The organism is Sorangium sp. So ce836 (genome assembly GCF_028553905.1).
Classification (GTDB): Bacteria; Myxococcota_A; Polyangia; order Polyangiales; family Polyangiaceae; genus Sorangium; species Sorangium cellulosum_D.
Window position 1 is genome coordinate 8,887,927 of the sequence record NZ_CP102233.1, and the last position, 23,671, is coordinate 8,911,597.

Sequence of the window (23,671 nt, forward strand, 5' to 3'; positions counted from 1 at the left end):
ACCGACGCCGACGCCGATGCCGATGACCGAGCGGCGAGCGCTCCGCCTCAACGCCGGCGCGCGGCCCAGCTGCAGATCGGGCAGCCGGACATGTCGTGGCGCAGCGCCGGGCAGTGCTCGCGGCCGAAGTAGATGATCTGCAGGTGGAGCTTGTTCCACTGCTCGGGCGGGAACGTGCGCTTGAGGTCGCGCTCCGTCTCGACGACGTTCTTTCCGGACGACAGCCCCCAGCGAGACGCGAGCCGGTGAATGTGGGTGTCGACCGGGAAGGCGGGGTGACCGAAGGCCTGCGCCATGACCACCGAGGCGGTCTTGTGACCGACCCCCGGCAGGGCCTCCAGGGCCTCGAACGAGGCGGGGACGACGCCGCCGTGCTCGGCCGCGATCCGCTCGCTCAGCGCCTTCAGGTGCCTCGCCTTCGTGGGCGCGAACCCGATCCTCCGGATGAGCTCGGCGATCTCCTCGGTCGGCACGGCCGCCATCTCGGCGGGCGTCCGGGCGCGCGCGAGGAGCGCCGGCATCACCGCGTTGACCATCTTGTCCGTGGTCTGCGCGCTGAGCATCACCGCGACGAGCAGCGAATACGGGTCCTCGTGGACCAGCGGAATGGCCGGCTGCGGGTACAATCGATCGAGGATCTCGGCGATCCTCTCGGCTTTCTCGGCGCGCTTCACGGGCGGCGTCAGGGCAGCGCGTAGAACGAGAGGAGATCGCCGAACTGCTCGTCGGACAGGACCTCGAGCGAGAAGGGCGGCATCTGCCCGCCGTAGCCGATGAAGCCCCCGTGGCGGACCTTCTCGACGAAGACCAGCCGCCGCTCGCGCTCGGTGTACTCGCCGAGCGGGTGCTCCTCGAGGGTCTGATCGGGCAGCGCCGGCGCCCGCTCGACGAGCCGCCCTTCCCCCGAACGAGCGCGCCCGTGGCACGAGGCGCAGGCGCGATCGTGGATGAGCGCGCCCTTCCCCGGATCGCCGGGCGGCGGCTCCCTCAGCCCGTAGACCGGCGTGAACGGGACGGCCTCGGCCGCGTCGCCGTCGCTGGGGAGCGACTCCAGGTAGGCGTACATGGCCCGCGCAGCGGGGTCGTCCGCGGCCCAGGGCAGGTCCTTGGTCATGAAGTAATAGAGGCAATGGTTGATCGCGCCGAGGAGATCGACCTCCTGGCCACCCCAGTAATGCGGGCGATCCACGGCGCCCGCGAGCGGGGCGCCGGGGAGCATGGCGTCCCCCGCCTCGCCGGCGATCGCTTCATGGCACGTCGAGCATGAATAACGATTGAAGCGCGTCTCCGCGACCGAGGGGTCCCGGAAGAGCGCCGCGCCGTGCTCCACGGCCGTCGCGTCGACGATCTTCGTCTCCGGATCGCCCGCACAGCCGCAGGCGAGCGCCGCGCAGGCGAGCGCGGCGAGGGCGAGGGAGCGCGGCCTCACGGGGCCTCCGCCGCGACGCGCGCGAACGCGTCGGGAAAGAGGCCCACCTCGGCGTCGCTGCGCGTCTCCAGCGTCTCGGGATCGAGCCGGAGCACCCGGCCGGGGGTCTCGGTCTGATCGCCCTCGCAGACGAGGAAGAGCCCGTCTCCCCCGTCGTAATCCACGACGTGCGGCTTCTCGCAGACCCCGGTGAGATCGCGGTAGGCGAGCTCGGCGTTGCCGTTCGCCACGTCGATGAGCGCGATCGCGTCGGGCGCCTGGGTCGGCACGTAGAGGCGGCTCCCGTCGGGGGTCCACGCGACGAAGTACGGCGCGCCCTGCAGCGTCACGATCGATTGGGGCTCCCGGAACGACTCCGACGCGACGTCGAAGAAGCGCACATCCCGGCTGCGGGTGTTGCTCACGGCGATGGTCTTCTGATCCGGGGACATGACCGCGGCATAGGGACCGTAGGACGGGTCCCACTTGGCAGGGACCGGCCCCACGGGCACGCGCTTCACCTCGGCGCCGGGGTCGGTCAGGTCGACGACCGCGAGGGCGTCCTCGCCCTCGCAGGCGACGTAGGCGCGGGCGCCGTCCGGGCGCGAGAGGGCGATCCCGTGCGCGGTGATGCAGGTCGGGATGAGCACCGGCTGGGCCGAGCCCGTCAGCGAGATCGCGTCGGGATCGATCACGGCCAGGGACGAGCGCGCCGCCTCGATGTCCTGGGGGTTGTCGATCGCACGCTTGAGATCGTAATGAGAGACGACCACGCGGCCGCCATCCTCGGAGATCACGATGTCGCCCGGGTTGGGCTCGACGCGCACCTGCCCGAGGACGCGCATGTCGTCGAGCGCGAGCTTCTGGACATAGCCGGCCATCGCGCTCGAGCCGTGGGTCGCGTGGGGGCCGATCGTGCCGGCGAGGACAGGGTACGACAGCGCGACATAGACCGCGTTTCCCGGAGCGTCCACGACGACATGGTGAGGCCCGTCGATCGTCACCGGATCGCGGCCCACGGGGTATACGCCGAACCGCTCCCCCGTCGCGAGCGAGATGAGGGAGAGCGTGTCGGAGCGGCTGTCGGTCACCACGCCCATGCCCCCCTCCGGAACCGTGATCTTCGGGCGCCGATCCGGATAGGCGTCCCCCTCGTAAGGACCGTAATGGGTCTCGATGATGGGATCGGGCTCACCGCAGCCCGCCAGCGCCACCGCCGCGAGCACGAAGCCCACAAATCGCGAAAGGACCATGTGATGACCTCGAGAGGAGCGCCCGGAGCCCGGACGCGCCGCATCCTAGCAGCCGCCGGCGCGCTGGCCGCGGCTCCGCCCTACCATGGTTCAGCCCGCCCGTGCGCATCAACGTGACGCCGCGCGGCGCCGCCGGTGTCACGTGGGATGGTTAACCCGCATTCCGGAAAGTCTATTTTCATTGCCTGATGACGACCGACGACACGATCGCTACCGCTCGAATGAACATTTCTTGATCAGGTGCTGCTGTCTTGTCATGTAAGGAAGCGATGAGCCAGACACGAGCAGGGAGCACGGCAACGGCGGAGCTCGTCCGATCGCTCGGCGCGCGCGCGCGCCGAGGTGGCCCCGCGGCGGTCCTGTCCCTCGCGCTCGTGGCGGCCTGCGCGGCGGAGGAGTCCGTCGATCCCGCGCCCACGCCTGCGCCGACGCCGCTGCCGGCGCTCGCCGACGCGCCGCCGCTGACGACCGAGCGAACCCTCGTGCCGCGCGCCGCGGTCGCCGATCCGCCGGCGAGGAACCCCGCGGTGCCGGCGCAGATCGAGCAGATGCTCGCGGAGGGCTACGGCGAGCTCGAGATCGGGCCGGGGCTGCCGCTCGCGCCGGCGACGCTCGACGGCGCGCCTCCGCCGCCGCGCGGCCCGCGGCCGAAGCTGCTCACGCGGTTCGTGCACCTCGCCGACACCCAGCTCGCCGACGACGAGTCGCCCGCGCGGCTCGCGATCTTCGACTCGCCCGCCATCGGCTCGGCCTTCCGCCCGCAGGAAGGGCACGAGTGCCGGATCCTCAACGCCGCCGTCCGCACCATCAACGCGCTCCACCGGAGCACGCCGCTCGACTTCGTCCTGCTCGGCGGCGACAACGCCGACAGCGCGCAGACCAACGAGATCGCGTGGTTCACGGCCATCCTCGACGGCGCCGAGCGCGTCGAGTGCGACTCGGGCGACGACGACGATCCCGTCCAGGGGCCGGACAACGATCCCAAGGATCCGTTCGTCGCCGAGGGGCTGCTCGTGCCGTGGCGCTGGGTGACCGGCAACCACGACGTCCTGCACCAGGGGAACTTCCCGGTCGACACCCGCGCCGCCATCGCGATGGGGAGCGTCGCGGACGGCGGGACGCGCGACTGGTCGCGCCCCGGCGGTCCGGTGGTCACCGGCGAGGTCGTCCCCGATCCGCGGAGGGCACTCCTGAGCCGCACCGCGCTGATGGATCAGGTGGCGGCCGCGGGCGACGGGCACGGGATCGGGCCCGACGCGCAGGCGTACGGGAAGGCGTTCTACGAGTTCGACGTGAAGGACACGCCCGTGCGCGTCCTCGTGCTCGACACCGCCGCCGAGACCGGCGGCCCGGGCGGCGTGATCCTCCAGGACGACGTCGACCGGTTCATCCGCCCGGCCCTCGACCGCGCGCGGCGCGATCGCAGGTGGGTCGTCCTCGCGTCCCACCACGCGTCGCGCCTGCTCGGGGACGGCTCCTTCGCCGCGACGGGCACCCCCGCCGTGCCCGGCGCGCTCACCGTCGAGGCGTGGCAGTCGCTCGTCGGCGGCTACGACAACGTGCTCCTCCACCTCGCGGGCCACACGCACGTGCACCGGGTGACCCCGGTGACGCCGAGCGGCGGGCACGCCTACTGGGAGCTCGAGACCTCCGCGCTCGCCGACTACCCCCACCAGGTCCGCGTCATCGAGATCTGGGACGAGGACAACGGCTCCGTCGCCATCCGAGGGGTCGCCCTCGACTACGCCGTCGACGGCGACCCGGTCGCCGCCGAGGGGCGCCGCCGCGCCGTCGTGGACGTCACCTCCGGCTTCGGCAGCGACGGCAGCGGCGAGCCGTCGTGGCGCAACGTCGAGCTCTCGATCGCGCGGCCGGACTGACGGCGTCGCGCGGGCGGCACGGGCGCCGGTCAGCGGCCTCGGCCGCTGCTCATCCGTCGCGGAGCGGCACCGTCTCCCGGAGCTCGATCGACAGCGGAGGCGCGCCCCCCGTGCGGATGGCGGCGGCCATCGTGTGCCGCGCCGAGGGCTGGTAGAGCGCGAATTGCCAGGCCGAGCGATCGTCGCCGAGCCGCGGATCGAACGAGATGCCGATCGCCGGTCCGTCGTCCAGGTGGAACGAGAACTGGTCGAGCGGGATCGCGAGCCCCATCCCGCGCGCCTTGATGTACGACTCCTTGAGCGTCCAGTACTCGAAGAAGCGCGCGCGCTGCCTCTCCGGCGGCAGCGCGCGCAGCGCGCGCACCTCGGCGGGCGAGAAGAAGCGGTCGGCGATGTCCACGGCGCTGCTCGAGCGCTCGGTGTCCTCGACGTCGACCCCCACGTCGCGGTCCAGCGCGACCAGGCAGGCGATGAGCCCCCGCGTGTTCGACAGGTTGAACCGCAGCGGCGGCCCCCCCGGCGGCCCCGCGATCTGCGGCCGGCCAAATTCGTTCCGGACAAACGTCCACGCCTCGGGCGCGACGTCGGCGTACTTCGAGAGGACCGTGCGCACGAGCGCGCGGGTGAGCAGGTACTCGTGCCGGTTGTCGGCGAACAGGAAGCGCGCCTGCTGCGCCGCCTCGTCCGGCGCCATCAGCCGGTGGTACGCCGCGAGGAGCGCCTCGTCGCGGACCGGCTCGGAGAAGACGTACCAGAGGTGCGCGGCGCCGGGGCGGATCTCGAGCATCTACGTCACCCCTGGCAGCGGCGCCGCGGCCGCGGGCCCCGGCAGGATCTCCCGAAGGCAGCTGTCGGCGGTGAGGCCGATGGGCCGCTGGCGCGGGTAGCCGAACGAAACCTCCTCGAAACGAACACCATCGATCCAGTCGGTGCGGGGGATGTGGAGGTGGCCTGAGACCACCACCCGCGCGCGAAAGCGCGTGTGCCAGTCGTGCGTGCGCCGCGTCCCGCACCAGATCGAGAAGCGCGGGATGTACCGCAGGCGCACGAGCTCTTCGCGCAGCGGGAAGTGGTTGATGAGCACCGTGGGGTGCGCCTCGATCGCGGCGAGTCGGGCCTCGGTCTCGGCGAGGCGGGCCCGGCACCACTCAGGCCGGCTCGCGTACGGGGCCGGGTCGAGCAGCTCCTCGTCGCTGCAGAGGACGCCGCTCTCCATCGCCCACGCCACCGCGTCGAGCTCGGCCACGCCGGCCGGCCGGAAGCTGTAGTCGTAGAGCAGGAACATCGGCGCCAGCACGTGGGGCCCGCCCTCGCCCTCCCAAAGCACGTACGGGTCCTCGGGCGTAATCACCCCGCGGCTCCGGCAAAGCTCGACCAGCCGATCGTAGCGGGCCCGGCCGCGCGGCCCGCCCCGCTCACTCGGCATCGTATAGAGCTCGTGGTTGCCCGGCGCCCACACGAGCTGCGCGAACCGGGGGCCCAGCGTGTCGAGCACGTAGAGCAGGTGCTGCTCCGTCTCCCCGAGGTCGCCAGCGAGGATCAGCCAGTCGTTCGGGCGCGGCGTGATGCGCTCGAGGGCCGAGCGGTTCTCCGCATAGCCGACGTGGAGATCACTGAGTGCGAAGAGCTTCATGCTAATGACACATCACCGGCGGCCGGGCCAGCGGGCCCGCCATCCCCACCTTCACCACGGGCGGCGACGGGCGTCCACTGCCGCGCGCCGCCCCCCCGCGGCCCATCCGGCCCGGGGAGAGGGGGGCCGCTCCCCCCGGGTTTTGCGCCCGGTTCCGGGTGAGCTGGCGCGCCGCATTAACTAGGGCTCCAATCCTTGTGCAACATGTGCTACGCGCGTGTGAAGTCAGCACCATGCCTCTGCCCCAACGACAAGGTCTTTACGATCCGGCTTTCGAACACGACGCATGCGGTCTCGGATTCGTCGCCACGCTCCGCCGTGAAGCGACGCACGAGGTCGTTTGCCAAGCGCTCGAGATCCTCGAAAATCTAACCCATCGCGGCGCCGCGGGCTGCGATCCCTGCACCGGCGACGGCGCGGGCATCCTCCTCCAGATCCCGCACGAGCTGTACGCCGCCTCCCTAGCTTCCCTGGGCATCGAGCTGCCTGCTCCCGGCGACTACGCGGTCGCGACGGCGTTCTTCTCGCAGAGCCCGTCCCGGCGCCGCCAGTGCGAGGCGATCCTCGAGGCGGCGGTCGTGCACCACGGCCAGCGCGTCCTCGGCTGGCGCGACGTCCCCATCGACGACGGGGCGATCGGCCCGGTCGCGCGCGACTCGCGCCCCGCGATCCGCCAGCTGTTCATCGGCAGGGTCGCGCCTCGCCAGTCCTTCGAGCAGGTCCTCTATGCGATCCGCAAGCGCGCCGGCCGCACCGCCCACGCGGATGACTTCTACCTCGCGTCCTGTTCGTCGCGGACGGTCGTCTACAAGGGCCTGATGCTCGCGGAGCAGGTCGCGGCGTTCTACCCCGATCTGTCCGACAAGCGCACCGTGTCGCGGCTCGCGATGGTGCACTCGCGCTTCTCGACGAACACCTTCCCCACGTGGGAGCGCGCGCACCCGTACCGGGTCATCGCGCACAACGGCGAGATCAACACGCTCCGCGGCAACACCGCGTGGATGTCGGCGCGCGAGGCGCTGCTCAAGAGCGATGTGTTCGCGAACGCGATCGAGGACTTCAAGCCGATCATCCGCCTGGGCGGGTCCGACTCGGCCGCGCTCGACAACGTGGTCGACTTCCTGCTCGCGAGCGGCCGATCGCTGCCGCACGTGATGATGATGCTCGTGCCCGAGGCCTGGGCGCTCGACCCGGACATGTCGGCCGAGAAGAAGGCGTTCTACGAGTACCACGGCTGCCTCATCGAGCCCTGGGACGGCCCCGCGGCGCTGTGCTTCACGGACGGACGGCTGATCGGCGCGACGCTCGACCGCAACGGGCTGCGCCCGGCGAAGTACGTCGTGACGAGCGACGGGCTCGTCGTGCTCGCAAGCGAGTTCGGCGTGCTCGACATCGAGCCGGCGCGCGTGATCCAGAAGGGGCGCCTCCAGCCGGGCAAGATGTTCCTCGTCGACACGAGCGAGGGCCGCGTCGTCAGCGACGACGAGATCAAGCGCCGCGTCGCGACCCAGAAGCCGTACGCGGCGTGGGTCGCCGAGAACAAGATCGACCTGCGCGCCCTCGAGGACGTGCCGAGCCTCTACACCATCCCGCACGCGGATCTGCGGACCCTGCAGCAGGCGTTCGGCTACACCGACGAGGACCAGCGGATGATCCTCGCCTCGATGGCGACCCTCGGCGAGGAGCCGGTGGGCTCGATGGGCATCGACATCCCGCTCGCCGTCCTCTCCGAGAAGCCCCAGCTGCTCTTCCGCTACTTCAAGCAGCTGTTCGCGCAGGTCACGAACCCGCCGGTCGACCCGCTCCGCGAGGAGATCGTGATGTCGCTCGTGAGCTGCGTCGGCGGCGAGGGCAACCTCCTCGAGGAGACGCCCCGCCAGTGTCGGATGCTCGAGCTGCCGCACCCGATCCTCACGCAGGACGACCTGTCGAAGCTGCGCAAGAACGTCTTCCCCGACTTCCGCGCGGCCACGCTGCCCATGTACTTCGCGGTCGACGGCGACCCGGAGGACAACCTGCGCAGCGCGCTCGCGAAGCTCTGCAAGGACGCGAGCCGCGCGATCGCCGACGGGGCGAGCATCCTCATCCTCAGCGACCGCGGCATCGACGAGACGCTCGCCCCCATCCCGAGCCTGCTCGCCATGGGCGCCGTGCACCACCACCTCATCAACGAGGGGACGCGCACGCGCGCCGGCATCATCGTGGAGACCGGCGAGGCGCGCGAGGTCGGCCACATGGCGCTGCTCATCGGCTACGGCGCCGGCGCGGTGAACCCGTACCTCGCGTTCGAGTCGATCGCGTCGATGTGCCGCGACAAGACCCTCGGCCCCGACCTGTCGCCGTCCGCGGCGAGCTCGCGGTACGTGAAGGCGCTCAAGAAGGGCATCCTGAAGATCATGTCGAAGATGGGGATCAGCGCGCTGTCCAGCTACCAGGGCGCGCAGATCTTCGAGGCCATCGGCATCGACCAGATCGTCATCGACGCGTACTTCACCGGCACGGCGTCGCGCGTCCGCGGCGTCGGGCTGCGCGAGATCGCGGAGGAGGCGCTCGCGCGCCACCAGGCGGCGTACGGCGAGCGGGCGCGGACGCACCTCGACGTCGGCGGCCACCACCACTTCCGCGTGTTCGGCGAGCGGCACCTCTGGACGCCGCAGTCGATCTCGACGCTCCAGCGGGCGGTCCGCCTCGACGACGCGAAGAGCTACGCCGAGTACTCCGCGATCATCAACGAGCAGCAGGAGCACCCGATGTCGCTCCGCGGGCTGTGGGACTTCAGGCCCGCGGGCCCGCCGGTGCCGATCGAGGAGGTCGAGCCCGCCGCCTCGCTCGTCAGGCGCTTCGCCACGGGCGCCATGTCCTTCGGGAGCATCTCGAAGGAGGCGCACGAGACCCTCGCCGTCGCGATGAACCGCATCGGCGCGCGGTCGAACACCGGCGAGGGCGGCGAGGACCCGGCGCGCTTCATCCGGCTGGCGAACGGCGACTCGAAGCGGAGCTCGGTGAAGCAGGTCGCGTCGGGGCGGTTCGGCGTCACGGCCGAGTACCTCGTCAACGCCGACGAGCTGCAGATCAAGATGGCGCAGGGGGCCAAGCCCGGCGAGGGCGGCCAGCTCCCGGGCCACAAGGTCGACGCGGTGATCGCGAAGGTGCGGCACTCGACCCCAGGCGTGACGCTGATCTCGCCGCCGCCGCACCACGACATCTACTCGATCGAGGATCTCGCGCAGCTCATCTTCGACCTGAAGAACATCAACTCGAAGGCGCGCATCAGCGTGAAGCTCGTCGCCGAGGCGGGCGTCGGCACCATCGCCGCGGGCGTGGTGAAGGCGCACGCCGACGTGGTGCTGATCAGCGGCGACTCGGGCGGCACCGGCGCCTCCCCGCTCACGTCGATCCACCACGCGGGCGTGCCGTGGGAGCTCGGGCTGGCCGAGGCGCACCAGGTGCTCGTGATGAACGGGCTCCGCGGCCGCGCCATCGTGCAGACCGACGGCAAGCTGATGACCGGCCGGGACGTGGCGTTCGCCGCCTTGCTCGGCGCCGAGGAGTTCGGCTTCTCCACGGCGCCGCTCGTCGCGGCGGGCTGCATCATGATGCGCAAGTGCCACCTCAACACCTGTCCGGTGGGCATCGCCACGCAGGACCCGGAGCTCCGGAAGAAGTTCACGGGGGCGCCGGAGCACGTCATCAACTTCTTCTTCTACGTGGCGGAGGAGCTCCGGCAGATCATGGCGAGCCTGGGCTTCCGCACCCTGACCGAGATGGTCGGGCGCTCGGACTGCATCGTGCAGCGGCGCACCGGGCTCCACGCGAAGGCGAGGAAGATCGACTGCTCCGAGGTGCTCTACCGCCCGAAGGAGGCCCTCACGAGCCCGAACCACTGCGTCGAGCCGCAGGACCACAAGCTCGACCGGGTGCTCGACCTCAAGCTCATCGAGCAGGCGCGCGCCGCGATCGACGGCGGGCCGCCCGTCGTCATCGAGACGCGCGTGCGGAACTCGGACCGGACGATCGGCGCCATGCTGAGCGGCGAGATCGCGCGCCGCCACGGCAGCGCCGGGCTGCCCGAGGACAGCATCGTCGTGAAGTGCGCCGGCAGCGCCGGCCAGAGCTTCGGCGCCTTCGCCTCGCAGGGCATGACGCTCGAGCTCGAGGGCGACGCGAACGACTACGTCGGCAAGGGCCTGTCGGGCGGCGTCGTGGCGGTGCGCCCGCCGAGCGTGGCGCCGTTCAAGCCGGACGACCAGGTCATCGTCGGCAACGTCGTGCTCTACGGCGCCACGAGCGGCCGCGCGTTCTTCAACGGCCGCGCCGGCGAGCGCTTCGCGGTCAGGAACAGCGGGGCCACCACCGTCGTCGAGGGCGTGGGCGACCACGGCTGCGAGTACATGACGGGCGGCACCGTGATCATCCTCGGCACGACCGGCCGCAACTTCGGCGCCGGCATGAGCGGCGGGCTCGCCTACGTCTTCGACGAGGACGCCCTCTTCGAGGCGCGCTGCAACAAGGAGATGGTGCAGCTCGAGACGATGACCGCGGCCGACGCCGAGTCGGTGCGGGCGCTGCTCGAGGAGCACGTGCGGCGCACGGGCAGCCGGAAGGCGACCGAGCTGCTCGACTCCTGGCAGGCCGTCCTGCCGAAGTTCGTGAAGGTCGTCCCGAGCGAGTACCGGCGCGCCCTCGAGGCCGCGGCGTCGCCCGCGACGAACGGGGCCGACGCGTCGAGCGGGATCGTGTCCCTGCTTTCACCCTCCACCCCCTACGTTTCCACTGGACGTTACATCCCCGCCAACGCGGGTCCCGCGAGCACGGGAGAGAGGTCGGCCGCCCATGGGTAAGGTACGAGGCTTCCTCGAGATCCAGCGGGTCGACATCAAGAAGCGGCCCGTCTCCGAGCGATTGAACGACTGGCAGGAGTTCGAGCTCCCGATCCCTGACGCCGAGCTGCGCGATCAGGCGGCGCGGTGCATGGACTGCGGCATCCCGTTCTGCCACGACGGGTGTCCGCTCGGGAACCTGATCCCCGACTGGAACGATCACATGTTCCGCGAGCGCCTCCCCGAGGCGATCGCGGCGCTCGACGCGACGAACAACTTCCCCGAGTTCACCGGCCGCGTGTGCCCGGCGCCGTGCGAGGCGTCGTGCGTGCTGAACATCGAGGGCAAGCCGGTCACGATCAAGAACGTCGAGCGCGGCGTCGCCGATCGCGCCTTCGAGCGGAACCTGGTCGCGCCGGTCATCGCGAAGCAGCGCACGGGCAAGAGGGTCGCGGTGATCGGGTCGGGCCCGGCCGGCCTCGCGGCCGCGCAGCAGCTCGCGCGCAAGGGGCACGACGTGACGGTCTTCGAGCGCGACGATCGCATCGGCGGCCTGCTCCGTTACGGCATCCCCGACTTCAAGATGGAGAAGCACCTCATCGACCGCCGCATGGAGCAGATGCAGGCCGAGGGGGTGACCTTCCGCACCGGCGTCCACTGCGGCGTCGACGTCACCGGCGACGCGCTGCGCGAGCAGTACGACGCCATCGTGCTCTGCGGCGGGGCGCGCCGGCCGCGCGACCTGCCGGTCCCGGGCCGGGAGCTCAAGGGCATCCACTTCGCCATGGATTTCCTGACGCAGCAGAACAAGCGGGTCGCCGGCGACGTGATCCCCGACAGCGAGGCGATCCTCGCGACGGGCAAGCGCGTGGTCGTCATCGGCGGCGGCGACACCGGCTCGGACTGCCTCGGCACGAGCCATCGCCACCGCGCGGCGCACGTGACGCAGCTCGAGCTCCTCCCCCGTCCGCCCGAGCAGCGCTCGCTCACGAACCCGTGGCCCGCGTGGCCGCTCATCCTCCGCACGTCGTCCTCGCACGAGGAGGGCGGCGAGCGCGACTGGTCGGTGTCGACCACCGGGTTCGTCGGCGACGAGCACGGGAACGTCCGCGCCCTCAAGGCGGCGCGGGTGAGCCTGGAAGGCGGGAAGTTCGTGCCCGTCCCGGGGAGCGAGTTCGAGATCCCGTGCGAGCTCGTCCTGCTCGCGATGGGCTTCGTCGGCTCCGAGCGCGAGGGGCTGCTCGAGCAACTCGGCGTCGCGATGGACCAGCGCGGCAACGTGAAGGCTCCGGGCGGGCGCACGAGCGTGGAGGGCGTCTTCGCCGCCGGCGACATGTCGCGCGGCCAGAGCCTCGTCGTGTGGGCGATCGCGGAGGGGCGCAAGGCCGCCGAGGCGGTCGACGCGTACCTGATGCAGCCGGCGAAGCGCCGGCTGGCGCTCGCGGCAGGCTAGGCTCGTCCGTGCGAGCGCTGGTCTGGGACGGCACGGCGGCGCGCGTCACCGACCGCGCCCCGCCCTCGATCGCGGCCGGCATGGCCGTGGTCGAGGTGCGGTGCGCGGGGATCTGCAACACGGATCTCGAAATCACCAAAGGTTACATGGACTTCCGCGGCACGCTCGGCCACGAGTTCGTCGGGGAGGTCGCGGAGGGGCCCGCCGCGTGGCGCGGCCGTCGCGTGGTCGGGGAGATCAACTTCGCGTGCGGCCGCTGCAGCGCGTGCGCGCGCGGGCTGGGACGGCACTGCCCGGCGCGCACGGTGATGGGCATCGCCGGCGCCGACGGCGCGCTGGCGGAGCGCGTCGCGGTGCCCGTGGCGAACCTCCACGCCGTGGATGACCGGGTGGACGACGAGGAGGCGGTGTTCACCGAGCCGCTCGCGGCGGCGTTCGAGATCCTGGAGCAGGTGCGCGTGGCGCCGGGCACCTCGGCGCTCGTGTTCGGCGACGGGAAGCTCGGCCTGCTCATCGCCCAGGTGCTGCACCAGGCCGGCGCCCGCGTCCTCGCGGTCGGCAAGCACGAGGAGAAGCTCGCCCTGCTGCGCGCGCGGGGCATCGCGACCGAGCTCGTGCGCCCGGCCGCGCTGGCCTCGGCCGACGCCGCCGGAGGCGCCGCGCCTCCTCAGGGCGCCTGGGCCGGCGAGCCGGCCGAGCTCGTGGTCGAGGCCACCGGCACCGCCGAGGGGTTCATGAGGGCGGTCCGCGCGACCCGGCCGCGCGGAACGCTCGTGCTGAAGAGCACCGTCGCCGGGCTCTCCAGCGTCCACCTGGCGGAGCTCGTCATCCACGAGATCACCGTGGTCGGCTCGCGCTGCGGGCTGTTCGAGCCCGCGCTGCGCGCCCTGGAGGCCCGGACCGTCGACGTGCGCTCGCTCGTGTCGGCTCGCCTCCCGCTGGAGCGCGCCGAGGAGGCGCTGCGGGCCGCGGCTGCGCCAGGCGCCCTCAAGGTGCTCGTGACCCGCTGAGCTCGGTCCCGAGCCCAGCGACGCTTGCATCATACTACATTTCTACACCTTCAAAAAAACTCTCCCCCCGCCTCCGCCCAACCTGGTACGGGGCTCACCTCTCACCGGGTACGCCGTCCGCCTGCATCCCCTGCCCGTGAAGCCGCGGTCCGTCTGCCCAGGGGGGCCGCCCGCGCCGGTGGTGCTCGTCCGCGACGGCGGGGTGACTCGGGGATTCGCTCGATCGGCCGCGATGCCTCCGGCGCGGGCCCGACCTCGCCGTGCGCCGCGCGTCCAGCCGGGCGCTGCTGCGATTCGACGATTTCCCCGACTCCCGAGGTGCGCGCCTGCGGCCACAGATCGCTCTGCAACGACGCGCCCCGAGACACCCCGGGATCAGGCTCGGAGATCCTCGATATTTCGAAACGAAATTCCCAGAGCATCCGTAAATGAGGAGACCGGAGACCGGAGACCGGAGACCGGAGACCGGAGACCGGAGCGCGCGCCTCTCGTGAACGGCGCCAGCTCGGCGCTGTCGGCCGGGCTGCGGTGGCTCCCCCGAGCACGACGCCTGAGAAATCCCCGCGGCTGACTGGAATAGATCCTCGTAGGAGTCGCAGGTTGCGGCAGGGATCAGGAGCATCGATGAGCGCCAAGGACAGCCCACACCATCACGACCGCCCGACGGACGATTCGGACGAGGCCCGCCAAGCCAGGGAGAGCTGGGAGCAGCAGAAGCTGCGGGAGCTCGGCCTCGACGACGTCGAGGAGGATGCGTCGACGTTCTGCCTTCATTGCCGTCGCGAGATGCTGGAGCGCCTCGCGCGCGCCCAGGAGCGCGGCTCCGTGCTGTTCGATATGGTCCGACGCCATGGGCTGAGCCCCCTGCCCCCTCGCGGCGTACGGCCCAGGGCCGGCCGCTGCCTCGGCTTCCTCCCGGAGCTCGCGAGCGAGCTCCGGGCCCTCGCGCCGCGCGGCCGCCGCGCGCTGTGGCTCGTCCTCGCGAGCCTCGCGATCGGCGCGCTGACGCTCTGGGCGGCGCTCGCCGGGCTGGGGCGTTGAGGCGAGGGGCCGCCCGCGTCGCAGGCGCCCCTGGCAAGGCAGCGCTCAGCCGGTCCGGCGGAACAGCCCGGAGATGAACCGCGACGGCGGCGGCACCTGCCGCGGCCGCCACGCCGACGCGGCCACGATCGACACCCCGTTGCGCATGAGCAAGAGCGCCGGCTCGTCCGCCCGCACGTCGAACCCCGTGTTGAGGCGCAGCCCTCCGCGGACCATCGACTCGTGCGGCGAGACGCGCAGCGGCTCGAAGCCGTTCATGCGGAGCCGGCGCTGCCAGGCGCCGCGGCGCTCGTGCCGCTCGACCCGCGCGGCCCCCTCGCCCACCACCACGTTCATCACCTCCTGTCCGAAGAAGACCTGTTCGATCGTCTCGCGCGCGGCGATGTGCGGCGGGAGCAGCGCCTCGAGCGCCTGGAAGACCGCATAATAATGGCCGATCGCCTCGGACAGGCGCGGGAGGAACGGGAGCGCGTTGTGCTCCACGTCCGGCTCGACGAGCGTCAGCACGCGCGGCGACAGCGCGCGGATCCTCGTGAGAATGGTGTCGCGGTTCGCGGTGGGGTGCACCGAGGCGTCGGGTACGTGGTGCAATGCGAACGCCGCATTGACGGCGATGGGCGCCGCCGAGCGGGACGCAATACGGCTCCAGTCGACGCGCTCCACCGAGGACGCGACCCCGTGGAACTCGAACGGGACCTTCAGCCGCTCCGCCCATCCCCCGATGAACGCGCCCGCCCAGCGCAGCCGCTGCTCGGGATCCGGGCCCCGACACGGTAGGTCGATGCCGGTCAGCCGGACGCGCGGCGGGCCGCCGGGCCGCGTCGCCAGCCGGTGTAGCAGGAACGGCCACTGCGTACCGCCCCCGACGCCGATGTCGATGACGTGGATCTCCTCCTCGTGCTGGAACGCCTCGACGATCGCCGCGTTGGCGCTGAGGTATCCGAAGCGGATGAGCGGCGTCGCGTGCACGAGCAGCTGAAACGCCGCGAGCATGTCCCGCGGTCCGGCGCTGCGCAGGTAGAGGTTGCCGTCGCCGGAGCGATCTCCGTCCAGGCGGGCGAGCAACGCCCGGCCGAACACGCCTGAAATGCGCTCCGAAGCGTCACCGGTATCGGGCTCCGCCCGCAGGATGCCCTCCACGAGGGCCCTCGCGCGCTCGTGGTCCCCTGCGTCGATCGCCTCGCCCGCCGAGAGGAGGCGGCTCAGGAACGGGCGGCGGCGCGAGTGGGTCTGCCGGGTGCCCGAGCTCGGCTGCTGTCCGAGCCCCGGGCCGGACGCGGCCGCGCTGGAGGGCCCCTCGATGTGCTCTCGTAGGCTGACAGACGCCTCTTCGGCCGATGCGTGTCTACGGATCGCGTTCATGGTGTCCTGGGCTGTTCAACCAGGCAGCCCGCCGTCCTGGCTGGGCTCTCCACGATGGGACGATTTCAAGCGCGAACGCATGACGTCGACTACCTCGCAGGAGCCGGGGGGTTCAATGTTTGCTGATGTCGCTGCGGGAGGGCCCGACGGCGAGCCGGGGACAGGCGCTCGGCAGCCGCGCGCCCGCGGCAACGCCGCGAAGCGCAGCGCCCGCCCATGACGCGACGGGACCTGAGCTCGCACGAGGGCCCGACAGACAACTCTCTGTACATCGATGAAGCCGCTCGTCCGGTCAAGTCCAAGATCATGATTGTGCATCGCGCCCCCTCCCGGACGTCCGAACCCACCTTCCGGCGGCAGACGTAGGCTTTCGTAGGCACCGTACGAGACGACCGCCGCCGCCCCGCAGGGGGAGTCCCCACCCGCCGCGGGCCGCGAGCGGACTGCCAGCCGCGCAGCGCCGTCGCAAGACGCGCAGCGCCGTCGCAGGACGCGCCGCGCGCGCGCTGCGGCGCCGCCGCGGTGCGCGGGCGCAGGACTCGGCACACCTCACCGCTGCTCTCTTTAGAGCGCATCGCGCCCTCCGACCTGGCGCGCCGCGCGCGCCGGACTCGTTGACTTGACCGTGGTCGTGACAGCACCTCGCTGGGAGACGGGGCTTACACACTACATTACAGCCTGCATAAGCAGGTCTGTAAAGTCCCTATACATGGGCCCTCGGTCGATCGAGCCGCGCTCCGTCACCGGATGGAGGCAACCCTGCGACGACCGGGCTCCTCGACCTGCCGGGCCTGCTTCCTTGAGGAGAGCGGCGCTTCGGCCCGCAATCGCCCTGAAGGCCAGAGCGCTTGGTGGAGGCGATGTATGGAACGACCGCCCTATCGGCCTCAGCCGCCTACGCCCGGACCGACGCCGGCAGCGACACGGGAGCGCGGCGGGCAAGCGCTCCCCTGGGATGAAATGCCGCCATTGACGTACTCTTGTACTTGTGCATACAGCGCACGGCGAGCGGCTCAGTCGTTATCGGACAGCTCGCTCCCCTCGGCGAAGTGGGAGCGATCCACGCCATTCTTCTCGAGCCAGCGTCGGATTCGATTCCTGTGCACGCCGAGCCTGTTGGCGGCGCGAGACACATTGCCTCGCTCGAGGCGAAGCGCCTCGGCGATCTCATCTTCGGGCGGCGCCTGGCTCGGGCGCGAGGGGCCCGGCCGGACGTCGCTCCCTGTCTGACGGGCGTGCGAATCCGTCGTCTCCGGGCCCAGGCCGACGCCCGCGAGCGGATCGAGATCCTTGGCCTCGACCGTGCGCCGCCCCTCGTCGAGCGCGCGCGTCACGGCGCGCCGCGCCTCCCCGACGAACTCGCGCAGGTTCCCTGGCCAGCGGCGCATCGCGCACGCGATGATCATCGAATGGTGAATCGCCGGCGGCACCTTGCCGAAAACCGCGCCCACCGCCGTCGCGCATTGCGTGAGCAGCCAGGGAATCTCCTCGAGGCGCTCCCGGAGCGGCGGGAGCCGGACCTCGGGCCGACCGATGCGGTAATAGAGATCGTCCCGGAAGCGGCCCTGCGCGACCCGCGCGCGCAGGTCGTGCGTCGCGGCGCAGATCCGAATCTGCACCGGGCGAGGCGCGACCGCGCCGAGCTCGAGCACCTGCCGGGTGTCGATCGTCCGGAGCAGCTTCGCCTGGACCGCCGCGTCGAGCTCGGCGACCTCATCGAGGAAGAGCGTGCCCCCGTGCGCGGCCTGCACGTAGCCCTCGGTGTCGTGCGTCGCGCCGGAGTAGGCGCCGCGCCGGGCGCCGAAGAGGAGCCGCTCGGCCAGGCCCTCCGGGATGGCCGCGCAGTTGACGGCCACGAACGGGCCGCGCGCCTGCGGCCCCGCCTCGTGGTAGGCGCGCGCCGCGAGCTCCTTGCCCGTGCCGCTCTCGCCCGTCACGAGCAGGCTGTCGCCCGCGGCCGCGGCGCGGACGATGGTGTCGTAGACCAGCTGCAGCCTGGGCCCGAGGACGCTCTCCTTCTCGATGCGCACCGCGCCGCGCGCGAAGCTCCGGATGTCCGCGAGCGCGAGGAACACCGACGTCCCCGCGCCGACGACCTGGATCGCGTCCCTCCGCACCTCGCCGCGGATGGGCTCGCCGTTCACCGACGTCCCGTTGGTGCTGCCGAGGTCCTCCACGGTCCACGCGGCCCCGTCGTACGCGATGCGCGCGTGTCGCCGCGACATGAGCGAGTCGTCCACGAGGGGCACGCCGGCCACGCCCCCGCGACCCAGCACCACGGCGCCGCGATCGAGCGGGATCGGCGCGCATCGCGGCTGATCCCCCGAGAAAATCAGGACGATCCCGGGAACGGGCTCGGCGACCGAGGGCTCAGGCGGGACCGAGACGCGGACGGTGGAGTGGTCCATCAGGATCTATCTTACCTGTTCAAGAACCTGGCCGGCCAGTGGCCGGCCATCCCATCGATCGCTTCGAGCTAGCTGGGCAGAACTCCTGGGAAATCAACGTCGTCCCGTTCGCCAGGCTCGGCACGAGTTGTGCTTGTCTGGTCGGTATGGTGGCCTCTGCAAGAGCTCGCATCCATCGGGACCGGGGGACCGCCCTCGAGGTGAACATGGGTTCCGGCCGCACGATCGACGAAGCGGGCCGCCGCTCACCCCGGCGTCTGCACACAGCCCGCACCCTGCCGAGCTTCCCGACCCATCCCGGCCTCCAGAGCATCAGCGGCCTCCGCGGCGCGCTCGAGTTCCTGGAGTGGCCGGCCTCCGAGTGGACGCCCAAGGACCTCCAGGACTGGTTCGTGGATCACCTCGTGACCCCGGGCCTGATGAAGCGCCCTCAGATCGTGCGCGAGCCCGGCGCGACGCCCGTCATGCTCGACCCGCGCGCCGACGGCGGCAGCAACCTGGAGGAGCTGATCCACAAGGCCCGCGGGCGCGTCATCACGGCGCTGCGGGGCCTCATCGCGCCCGTCACCGACGATCGGTTCCTGAACGCGGCGATCTACGGGGGCAGGGTCCGCCGGGCCGCGGTGGGCGGCCGTCCCGTCTGGGTCGCCTCGCCGCGCGAGATCGACTTCCTCGGCGACATTGTGCTCAGTTTGCTCGCTGCCGACATCCTGCTCGACCGCGAGTTCTATCGCGCACACCTCTGCATCTGCGAGGTGTGCGGGAGGGTGTCATTCAAGGACAACCCGGACGCGCGAGGCGTATGCAGCGAGCACCGGAGCAGTGTGTCCGGGTTCACGCCGCGCGTGCGCTGAGCGCCTGCGGCGGAGCCGAGACGCTCGCGACGATAAAGGCCGGCGGATGAGCCGGCCTTCGTCATTTCGAGAGAAGCGGATCTCGTCCGCCCGGAGCGACCGTCACTCCGCGTGAACGGCGGGGCCTCACTCGACGTCGAACGAGACCCAGGCGCCCGTCGCCCAGGTGTCATCGGCCTTGAAGGCGCCGATATAGGTCGCCTCGGCGTCGAAGAAGCCGTCGTCGGGCGGGGTCGCCGCGTTCTCGGTGAGCGTGGCCGCCGGGCGGAAGTCCGGCGTCGCAGCGAAGCAGTCGGCGAGCTCCGGATCCTCGGCGCTGTTGGTCGTCTCGCCCTCGAACCACGCCACCTCGTCCACGCCGCCGTCATCATCGTCGTCGAGCGTCGACTCGGTGCTCTTGTCGGCGTCGGTCTCGTCATAGGCGATGTTCGCCTTGACGTTGCCGAAGAAGATCGAGCTCGCGAGGTCCACCTCGGTCCCGTCGTTCCTGAGATCCACGCCCGCCTCGAAGCCGGTCACGATCGTGTTGAAGATATGGGCCTTGGTCCCGCGGCGGAGCAGCATGCCGTACTGCTGCTTGTCGACGTCCTTGTTCTTGCCGCACAGGGTCACGTTGTAGATCGTCGGCTCGCTGACGGGAGCGTTCTCGGACCCATCTGCGTCGTTGTCGCCCTCGAAGCCGTTCGTCTCGTCGGCGACCGTGGGATCCTGCTGGAGCGCGAGGAACTGGAGCTTCCCGACGTAGCCGAGGTCCCAGTCGAAGCCGTCGTCGCCGTTCTGCGCGCAGATGAGGTGGCTCGCGTTGACGGTGCCGCCGAAGAACTCGAAGCAGTCGTCGAGCGTGTGGTGCACCATCACGTGGTTGACCGTCGTCTTGGAGCCCACGCCGGCCAGCGTGAGGCCGTTCACCTCGTTGTCCTGAGAGAGCAGGATCCCGCTGAACTCGATGCGGACGTACTCGAGGACACCGCTGTTGTCGTCCTCCACATCGCCGCCGTACTCGACGCCGACGATGCCCTCGACCTCCGCCTTGCCGCCGGGGACGTTGATGGGGGCGTTGCCGAGCAGCATGACGCCGCCCCAGTCGCCCGCGGAGCGCTCGCCCTTCGGGCTCTGGCTCGTGAACACGATGGGCTTGTCGGCGGTGCCCTTGGCGTTGATCATCGCGCCGGGCCTCACGACGAGCGTCGCGAGGCTCTCCTTGTCGCCCATGATCGTCGTGCCAGGGTCGATGGTGAGGGTGGCGCCTTCCTCGACGAAGATGGTGCCCTTCATGAGGTAGCAGTTGTCGGCGCTCCACGTCGTGTCGGCTTCGATCGGATCGGCGACCTCCACCGGGTCGGCGCAGTCAGGACCGTTGCCGCCGCCGCCCTTGCCGCCGCCGCCGTCGCCGCCGCCCCCGTCGCCGCCGTTGCCACCGGTGCCGCTCGTCGTCGACGTGCTGGTCGGGTTCGTCTCTTCGTCATCGCCGCAAGCGGCGACCATCGCGACGGCGAGCGCCGACGCGCAAACCAAGGCAGCTCTCAAAGTCCTCATAATAGTATTCTACCTCCTGGAGGAAGATGGTCCGCACTGGCGACATCGTGGAGATCGTCACGTGACGATTCCATGGCATACGGTCAATAGGTCAGTGCCGCACTCAAGGTCACGGTCGTGCCAGCTTTGTACTCGAGCACGACGTTGTCCTCGGCGCTCTCTTTACCTTGCGTGACGCGGACGGGAGCATTGATGAGGTTCTCGCCGGCCAGCTTCAGCTCGACGTGCTCGCCGAAGCGCTGCGCGACCGTGAGATCGATCTGGTGCCGCGGCTGCTCGTATTCGTCCGGCATGTTCTTCCCCACCGTCCTGAGCCGGGCGCCGAACACGTTGTAGAGGAGCCGGGCGCTCGTGCCGGTCGCCTCGGCGCTGTAGTCGAGCCCCAAGTTGACGACGAAGGGGGATTGCCCCTGGAGCGGGTGCGTCGCCGAGCTCTGGATCGCGACCCCTCCCTCCTCCGGCTCGGGGTTGATCTCGACCTCCGAGGTCACGAGCGTAAAGTTGCCGAGCGCCGTGACGTCTGCCAGGAGCGGGCTGACGAAGCCCAGGCCCTTCCTGATCTCGAGCTCGAGGCCCGCGGCATAGCCGCTGTCCCCGTTCGTCCAGCTCAGCCTTCCCTTGCCGCCGCTGGGTTTGATGATCTCCTCGATGGGGTCCTCGAAGTGCTTGTAAAAGAGGCTGGCCGCCACCACCTCACCGGCCGTCGGAAAGAGCTCGAAGCGCACATCGCTGTTCACCACGCTCGTCCGCTTGAGGTCTGGATTGCCTTCCACTTCCCTCGCGCTGTATCCCGGCTGGGAGAGCGCAGGGCTGAGCTCGATGAGCTGGGGCCTCGCGAGCGTCTTCGTCACGCTGAGCCTCAGGTTCGATTTCGGGGTCGTCTTGACCACGAAGCTGGCCGCCGGCAAGAGATCCACGTCGTCGCTGTCGACGTTCTTCTCGGGATTACCCGGGACATCCATCGACAGCATGGCGGCCTCGACCCGGGCGCCGAGGATCACCCGGAGCCACCGCGTGATGTGGGTATCGGTCATCACGTATCCCGCGTAGAGATCGGTGCTGGCCGTGTAGTCGTCCGTATCGCGCGTGGTCTCCTCCAGCTCGAAGATGGTGCCGATGCTCTCGTCCGAGAACAGCGGGCCCGGCTCCTGTCGCAGCACCGTCGTGTCGTCGAGCCGGAGCGCCTTGAACCGGAACCGGCGCGCGTCGAACTCACGCTGTCGAAGGTTGAGCAAACCGCCCAGCTTCAGGCGGGTCGGGGCGTCTCCACGGATGAGCGGCAGCGCGTAGGAGAGCTGCCCGCCGTAGTTCGTGTCCGCCAGCTCGATGAAGACGTGCGAGCCGCTCAGCGTGCCGTCGTCCCACGACCACGCGCCGCTCGTGTCGTCCCTGGCGTAGACGTTCTCCCTCGAGTCGGGCTCGTCCGAGGTCGCGCGGGAGACCCACGCCTTCCAGTCGAGCGTCCCGTTCCCGAGCTGCGCGATGCGATGCTCCCCCGAGAGCTGGCCGAGGGTGAGCGCCCGGGAGACGAAGCGCTGCAGCGTGTCGCGATACACCGCCCCGCCGCTCTCCTCGATGAGCTCCCTCGACTGAAGCGCCACGTCGTCCGATGAGCGGCTGTGGAGCCCGGTAAGCATCACCTTGTGATCCCGATGGGGCGTGTAGGTGACGCTGGCGAAGCTGCCCCAGGACACCTGATCGCGGATGCTGTCGGTGGTCGACTCGTTGAGCTGCCTCAGGCCGCTCTCGCTCCTGCGATCGAACGCGAAGGTACGGCTGATCTCGTCGGCGCGCGGGGTGAACTTCCGGCCATAGCTCAGCGTGGCGAGGTAGCCGAGGCGCTGCTCGCCGCCGAGCTTCAGGGTGTCGCCGACGACGACGCTGCCGCTCCCGTTCGGCGGCGTGAACGACCGGTGGGTCGCCATCGACGAGTTGATCGCCCTCCCATAGGCCGCGATGTCGTCTCTCGTGATCAGCGTGCCGTCCGGCCGGCGGATCCCGCGGGCGACCTTCGACTCGGGGAGCTCGTCGGGCAACGCGCGCGTGCCATCGTCGATCCCGAGCCAGTCGGTGCTCGACCCGGAGTAGGTCAGGCGATCTCGAAATGTGCTGTGGGTGTTCGCCGCAACCGACAGCGATGCCTGGAGGAGGAACTTGGTCGGGAGCTCGCGCGTGTTGATCTGGACCGAACCGCCGACGAAATCGCCGGGGACATCCGGCGTGAACGTCTTGACGACGGTGATGTCGCTGAGGACCAGCGACGGGAAGAGATCGAGCGGGACGGCCTGCCGGTCGGGCTCGGGGCTCGGGAGCGGCGCGCCGTTCAGCAGAGCGTTCGTATAGCGATCGCCCAGGCCGCGCACGTACACGTACCTGCCGTCCACCACGGTCGCGCCGACGATGCGCTTCGCGGCCTCCGCGGCGTTGCGATCGGGCGTCTTCGCGATCTCCTTCGCGCCGACGGCGTCGCCCACGTGGGCCGCGTTCTTCCGGATGAGCAGCTGCGCCGCGACGCTCGCCCGCTCCGGCTCGAACTCGACCTCGACGACGTCCTCGACCTGCTGATCCGGCTCCAGGCCGACGTCGACCTGGCTCACCTGCCCGGCGGTCACGCGCACGTCCTGCACGCGCTGAGGCTTGTACGCCTCGTACCAGACCCGCAGCTGGTAGCTCCCCGGCGGGAGCTCCAGGCGGTAGCGGCCGTCGAGATCCGCGATGACCTTGAGCTTCGTCCCGACGACGGACACCTGGGCATCGAAGACCGGCTCCTTCGTGGCGGAGTCCGTGACGACGCCCCACACGACGCCCTTCCCTGCCGGCGGCGGGCGCGACGGGCTCGGCTCGTCGAGCCCTGCGGCGCCCTCGGCCGGCGCGGCGCCGGCCGGGGTTCCGGCGCCTTCCGGCGGCGGCGCCGCCGCTCCCGGATCGCCCTGGGCGAGGGCCGTGGCCCCCCAGCAAAGCGGCGCCACGAGCGCTGCGACTACCCCCGAGATCCTCCTGCGAATCATGCACC

The 23,671-nt window shown here is 70.8% G+C and carries 15 protein-coding genes; 6 read left to right on the plus strand and 9 right to left on the minus strand.

What is annotated here, in order from left to right; translation table 11 throughout:
- Window positions 1-47 precede the first annotated feature (47 nt).
- The 3 genes from nth to NQZ70_RS32160 are packed head-to-tail and all read right to left on the minus strand — an operon-like array spanning window position 48 to window position 2,661.
- A complete protein-coding gene (gene nth / locus NQZ70_RS32150; protein ID WP_129577637.1) occupies window positions 48-674 on the minus strand; it encodes an endonuclease III in 627 nt (208 codons plus the stop codon).
- Window positions 675-682: 8 nt separating this feature from the next.
- On the minus strand, window positions 683-1,429 hold the full coding sequence (locus NQZ70_RS32155) for a c-type cytochrome (protein WP_129577638.1): 747 nt from the start codon (window positions 1,427-1,429) through the stop codon (window positions 683-685).
- Window positions 1,426-2,661: a YncE family protein gene (locus NQZ70_RS32160; RefSeq protein WP_165374281.1), complete on the minus strand. Its 1,236-nt coding sequence runs from the start codon at window positions 2,659-2,661 to the stop codon at window positions 1,426-1,428. Before NQZ70_RS32160 ends, NQZ70_RS32155 begins: the two co-directional genes overlap by 4 nt.
- 269 nt (window positions 2,662-2,930) lie before the next feature.
- On the opposite strand from NQZ70_RS32160, the gene NQZ70_RS32165 reads away from it, so the two are divergent.
- Entirely contained in the window at window positions 2,931-4,541 is a 1,611-nt protein-coding gene (locus tag NQZ70_RS32165) for a metallophosphoesterase (RefSeq protein WP_129577639.1), read from the plus strand.
- A gap of 49 nt (window positions 4,542-4,590) precedes the next feature.
- Here the strand turns inward: NQZ70_RS32165 and NQZ70_RS32170 are convergent, their stop codons facing one another.
- Window positions 4,591-5,328 (minus strand): 4'-phosphopantetheinyl transferase superfamily protein, encoded by a 738-nt coding sequence (locus tag NQZ70_RS32170; protein WP_129577640.1) that lies wholly within the window; start codon window positions 5,326-5,328, stop codon window positions 4,591-4,593.
- Window positions 5,329-6,174 carry a metallophosphoesterase gene (locus NQZ70_RS32175; protein ID WP_129577641.1) on the minus strand — a complete coding sequence of 282 codons (846 nt, stop codon included), beginning with the start codon at window positions 6,172-6,174 and terminating at the stop codon, window positions 5,329-5,331.
- Window positions 6,175-6,407: 233 nt separating this feature from the next.
- On the opposite strand from NQZ70_RS32175, the gene gltB reads away from it, so the two are divergent.
- From gltB to NQZ70_RS32195, 4 genes are all read left to right on the plus strand, one after another.
- On the plus strand, window positions 6,408-11,015 hold the full coding sequence (gene gltB, locus NQZ70_RS32180; RefSeq protein WP_129577642.1) for a glutamate synthase large subunit: 4,608 nt from the start codon (window positions 6,408-6,410) through the stop codon (window positions 11,013-11,015).
- On the plus strand, window positions 11,008-12,447 hold the full coding sequence (locus NQZ70_RS32185; RefSeq protein ID WP_129577643.1) for a glutamate synthase subunit beta: 1,440 nt from the start codon (window positions 11,008-11,010) through the stop codon (window positions 12,445-12,447). Before gltB ends, NQZ70_RS32185 begins: the two co-directional genes overlap by 8 nt.
- Before the next feature lie 8 nt (window positions 12,448-12,455).
- Window positions 12,456-13,457 carry an alcohol dehydrogenase catalytic domain-containing protein gene (locus NQZ70_RS32190; RefSeq protein WP_129577644.1) on the plus strand — a complete coding sequence of 334 codons (1,002 nt, stop codon included), beginning with the start codon at window positions 12,456-12,458 and terminating at the stop codon, window positions 13,455-13,457.
- Window positions 13,458-14,081: 624 nt separating this feature from the next.
- Window positions 14,082-14,498, plus strand: a complete 417-nt coding sequence (locus NQZ70_RS32195; RefSeq protein WP_129577645.1) for a hypothetical protein — start codon at window positions 14,082-14,084, stop codon at window positions 14,496-14,498.
- Window positions 14,499-14,543: 45 nt separating this feature from the next.
- Here NQZ70_RS32195 and NQZ70_RS32200 read toward each other — a convergent pair whose 3' ends face one another.
- Complete coding sequence (locus NQZ70_RS32200) at window positions 14,544-15,860, minus strand: GRAS family protein (RefSeq protein ID WP_129577646.1); 1,317 nt, start codon at window positions 15,858-15,860, stop codon at window positions 14,544-14,546.
- A 1,013-nt stretch (window positions 15,861-16,873) separates the two neighbouring features.
- Window positions 16,874-18,268, minus strand: coding sequence for a sigma 54-interacting transcriptional regulator (locus NQZ70_RS32205; protein ID WP_129577647.1), 1,395 nt, complete (start codon window positions 18,266-18,268; stop codon window positions 16,874-16,876).
- Window positions 18,269-18,306: 38 nt separating this feature from the next.
- Here NQZ70_RS32205 and NQZ70_RS32210 point away from each other — a divergent pair, with 38 nt between their 5' ends.
- Window positions 18,307-19,122 carry a hypothetical protein gene (locus NQZ70_RS32210; RefSeq protein WP_237244239.1) on the plus strand — a complete coding sequence of 272 codons (816 nt, stop codon included), beginning with the start codon at window positions 18,307-18,309 and terminating at the stop codon, window positions 19,120-19,122.
- A gap of 126 nt (window positions 19,123-19,248) precedes the next feature.
- Here the strand turns inward: NQZ70_RS32210 and NQZ70_RS32215 are convergent, their stop codons facing one another.
- Both NQZ70_RS32215 and NQZ70_RS32220 read right to left on the minus strand, forming a co-directional pair.
- A complete protein-coding gene (locus NQZ70_RS32215; RefSeq protein ID WP_165374282.1) occupies window positions 19,249-20,658 on the minus strand; it encodes a T9SS C-terminal target domain-containing protein in 1,410 nt (469 codons plus the stop codon).
- Window positions 20,659-20,741: 83 nt separating this feature from the next.
- Window positions 20,742-23,666 carry a TonB-dependent receptor gene (locus NQZ70_RS32220; protein ID WP_129577649.1) on the minus strand — a complete coding sequence of 975 codons (2,925 nt, stop codon included), beginning with the start codon at window positions 23,664-23,666 and terminating at the stop codon, window positions 20,742-20,744.
- Window positions 23,667-23,671 lie beyond the last annotated feature (5 nt).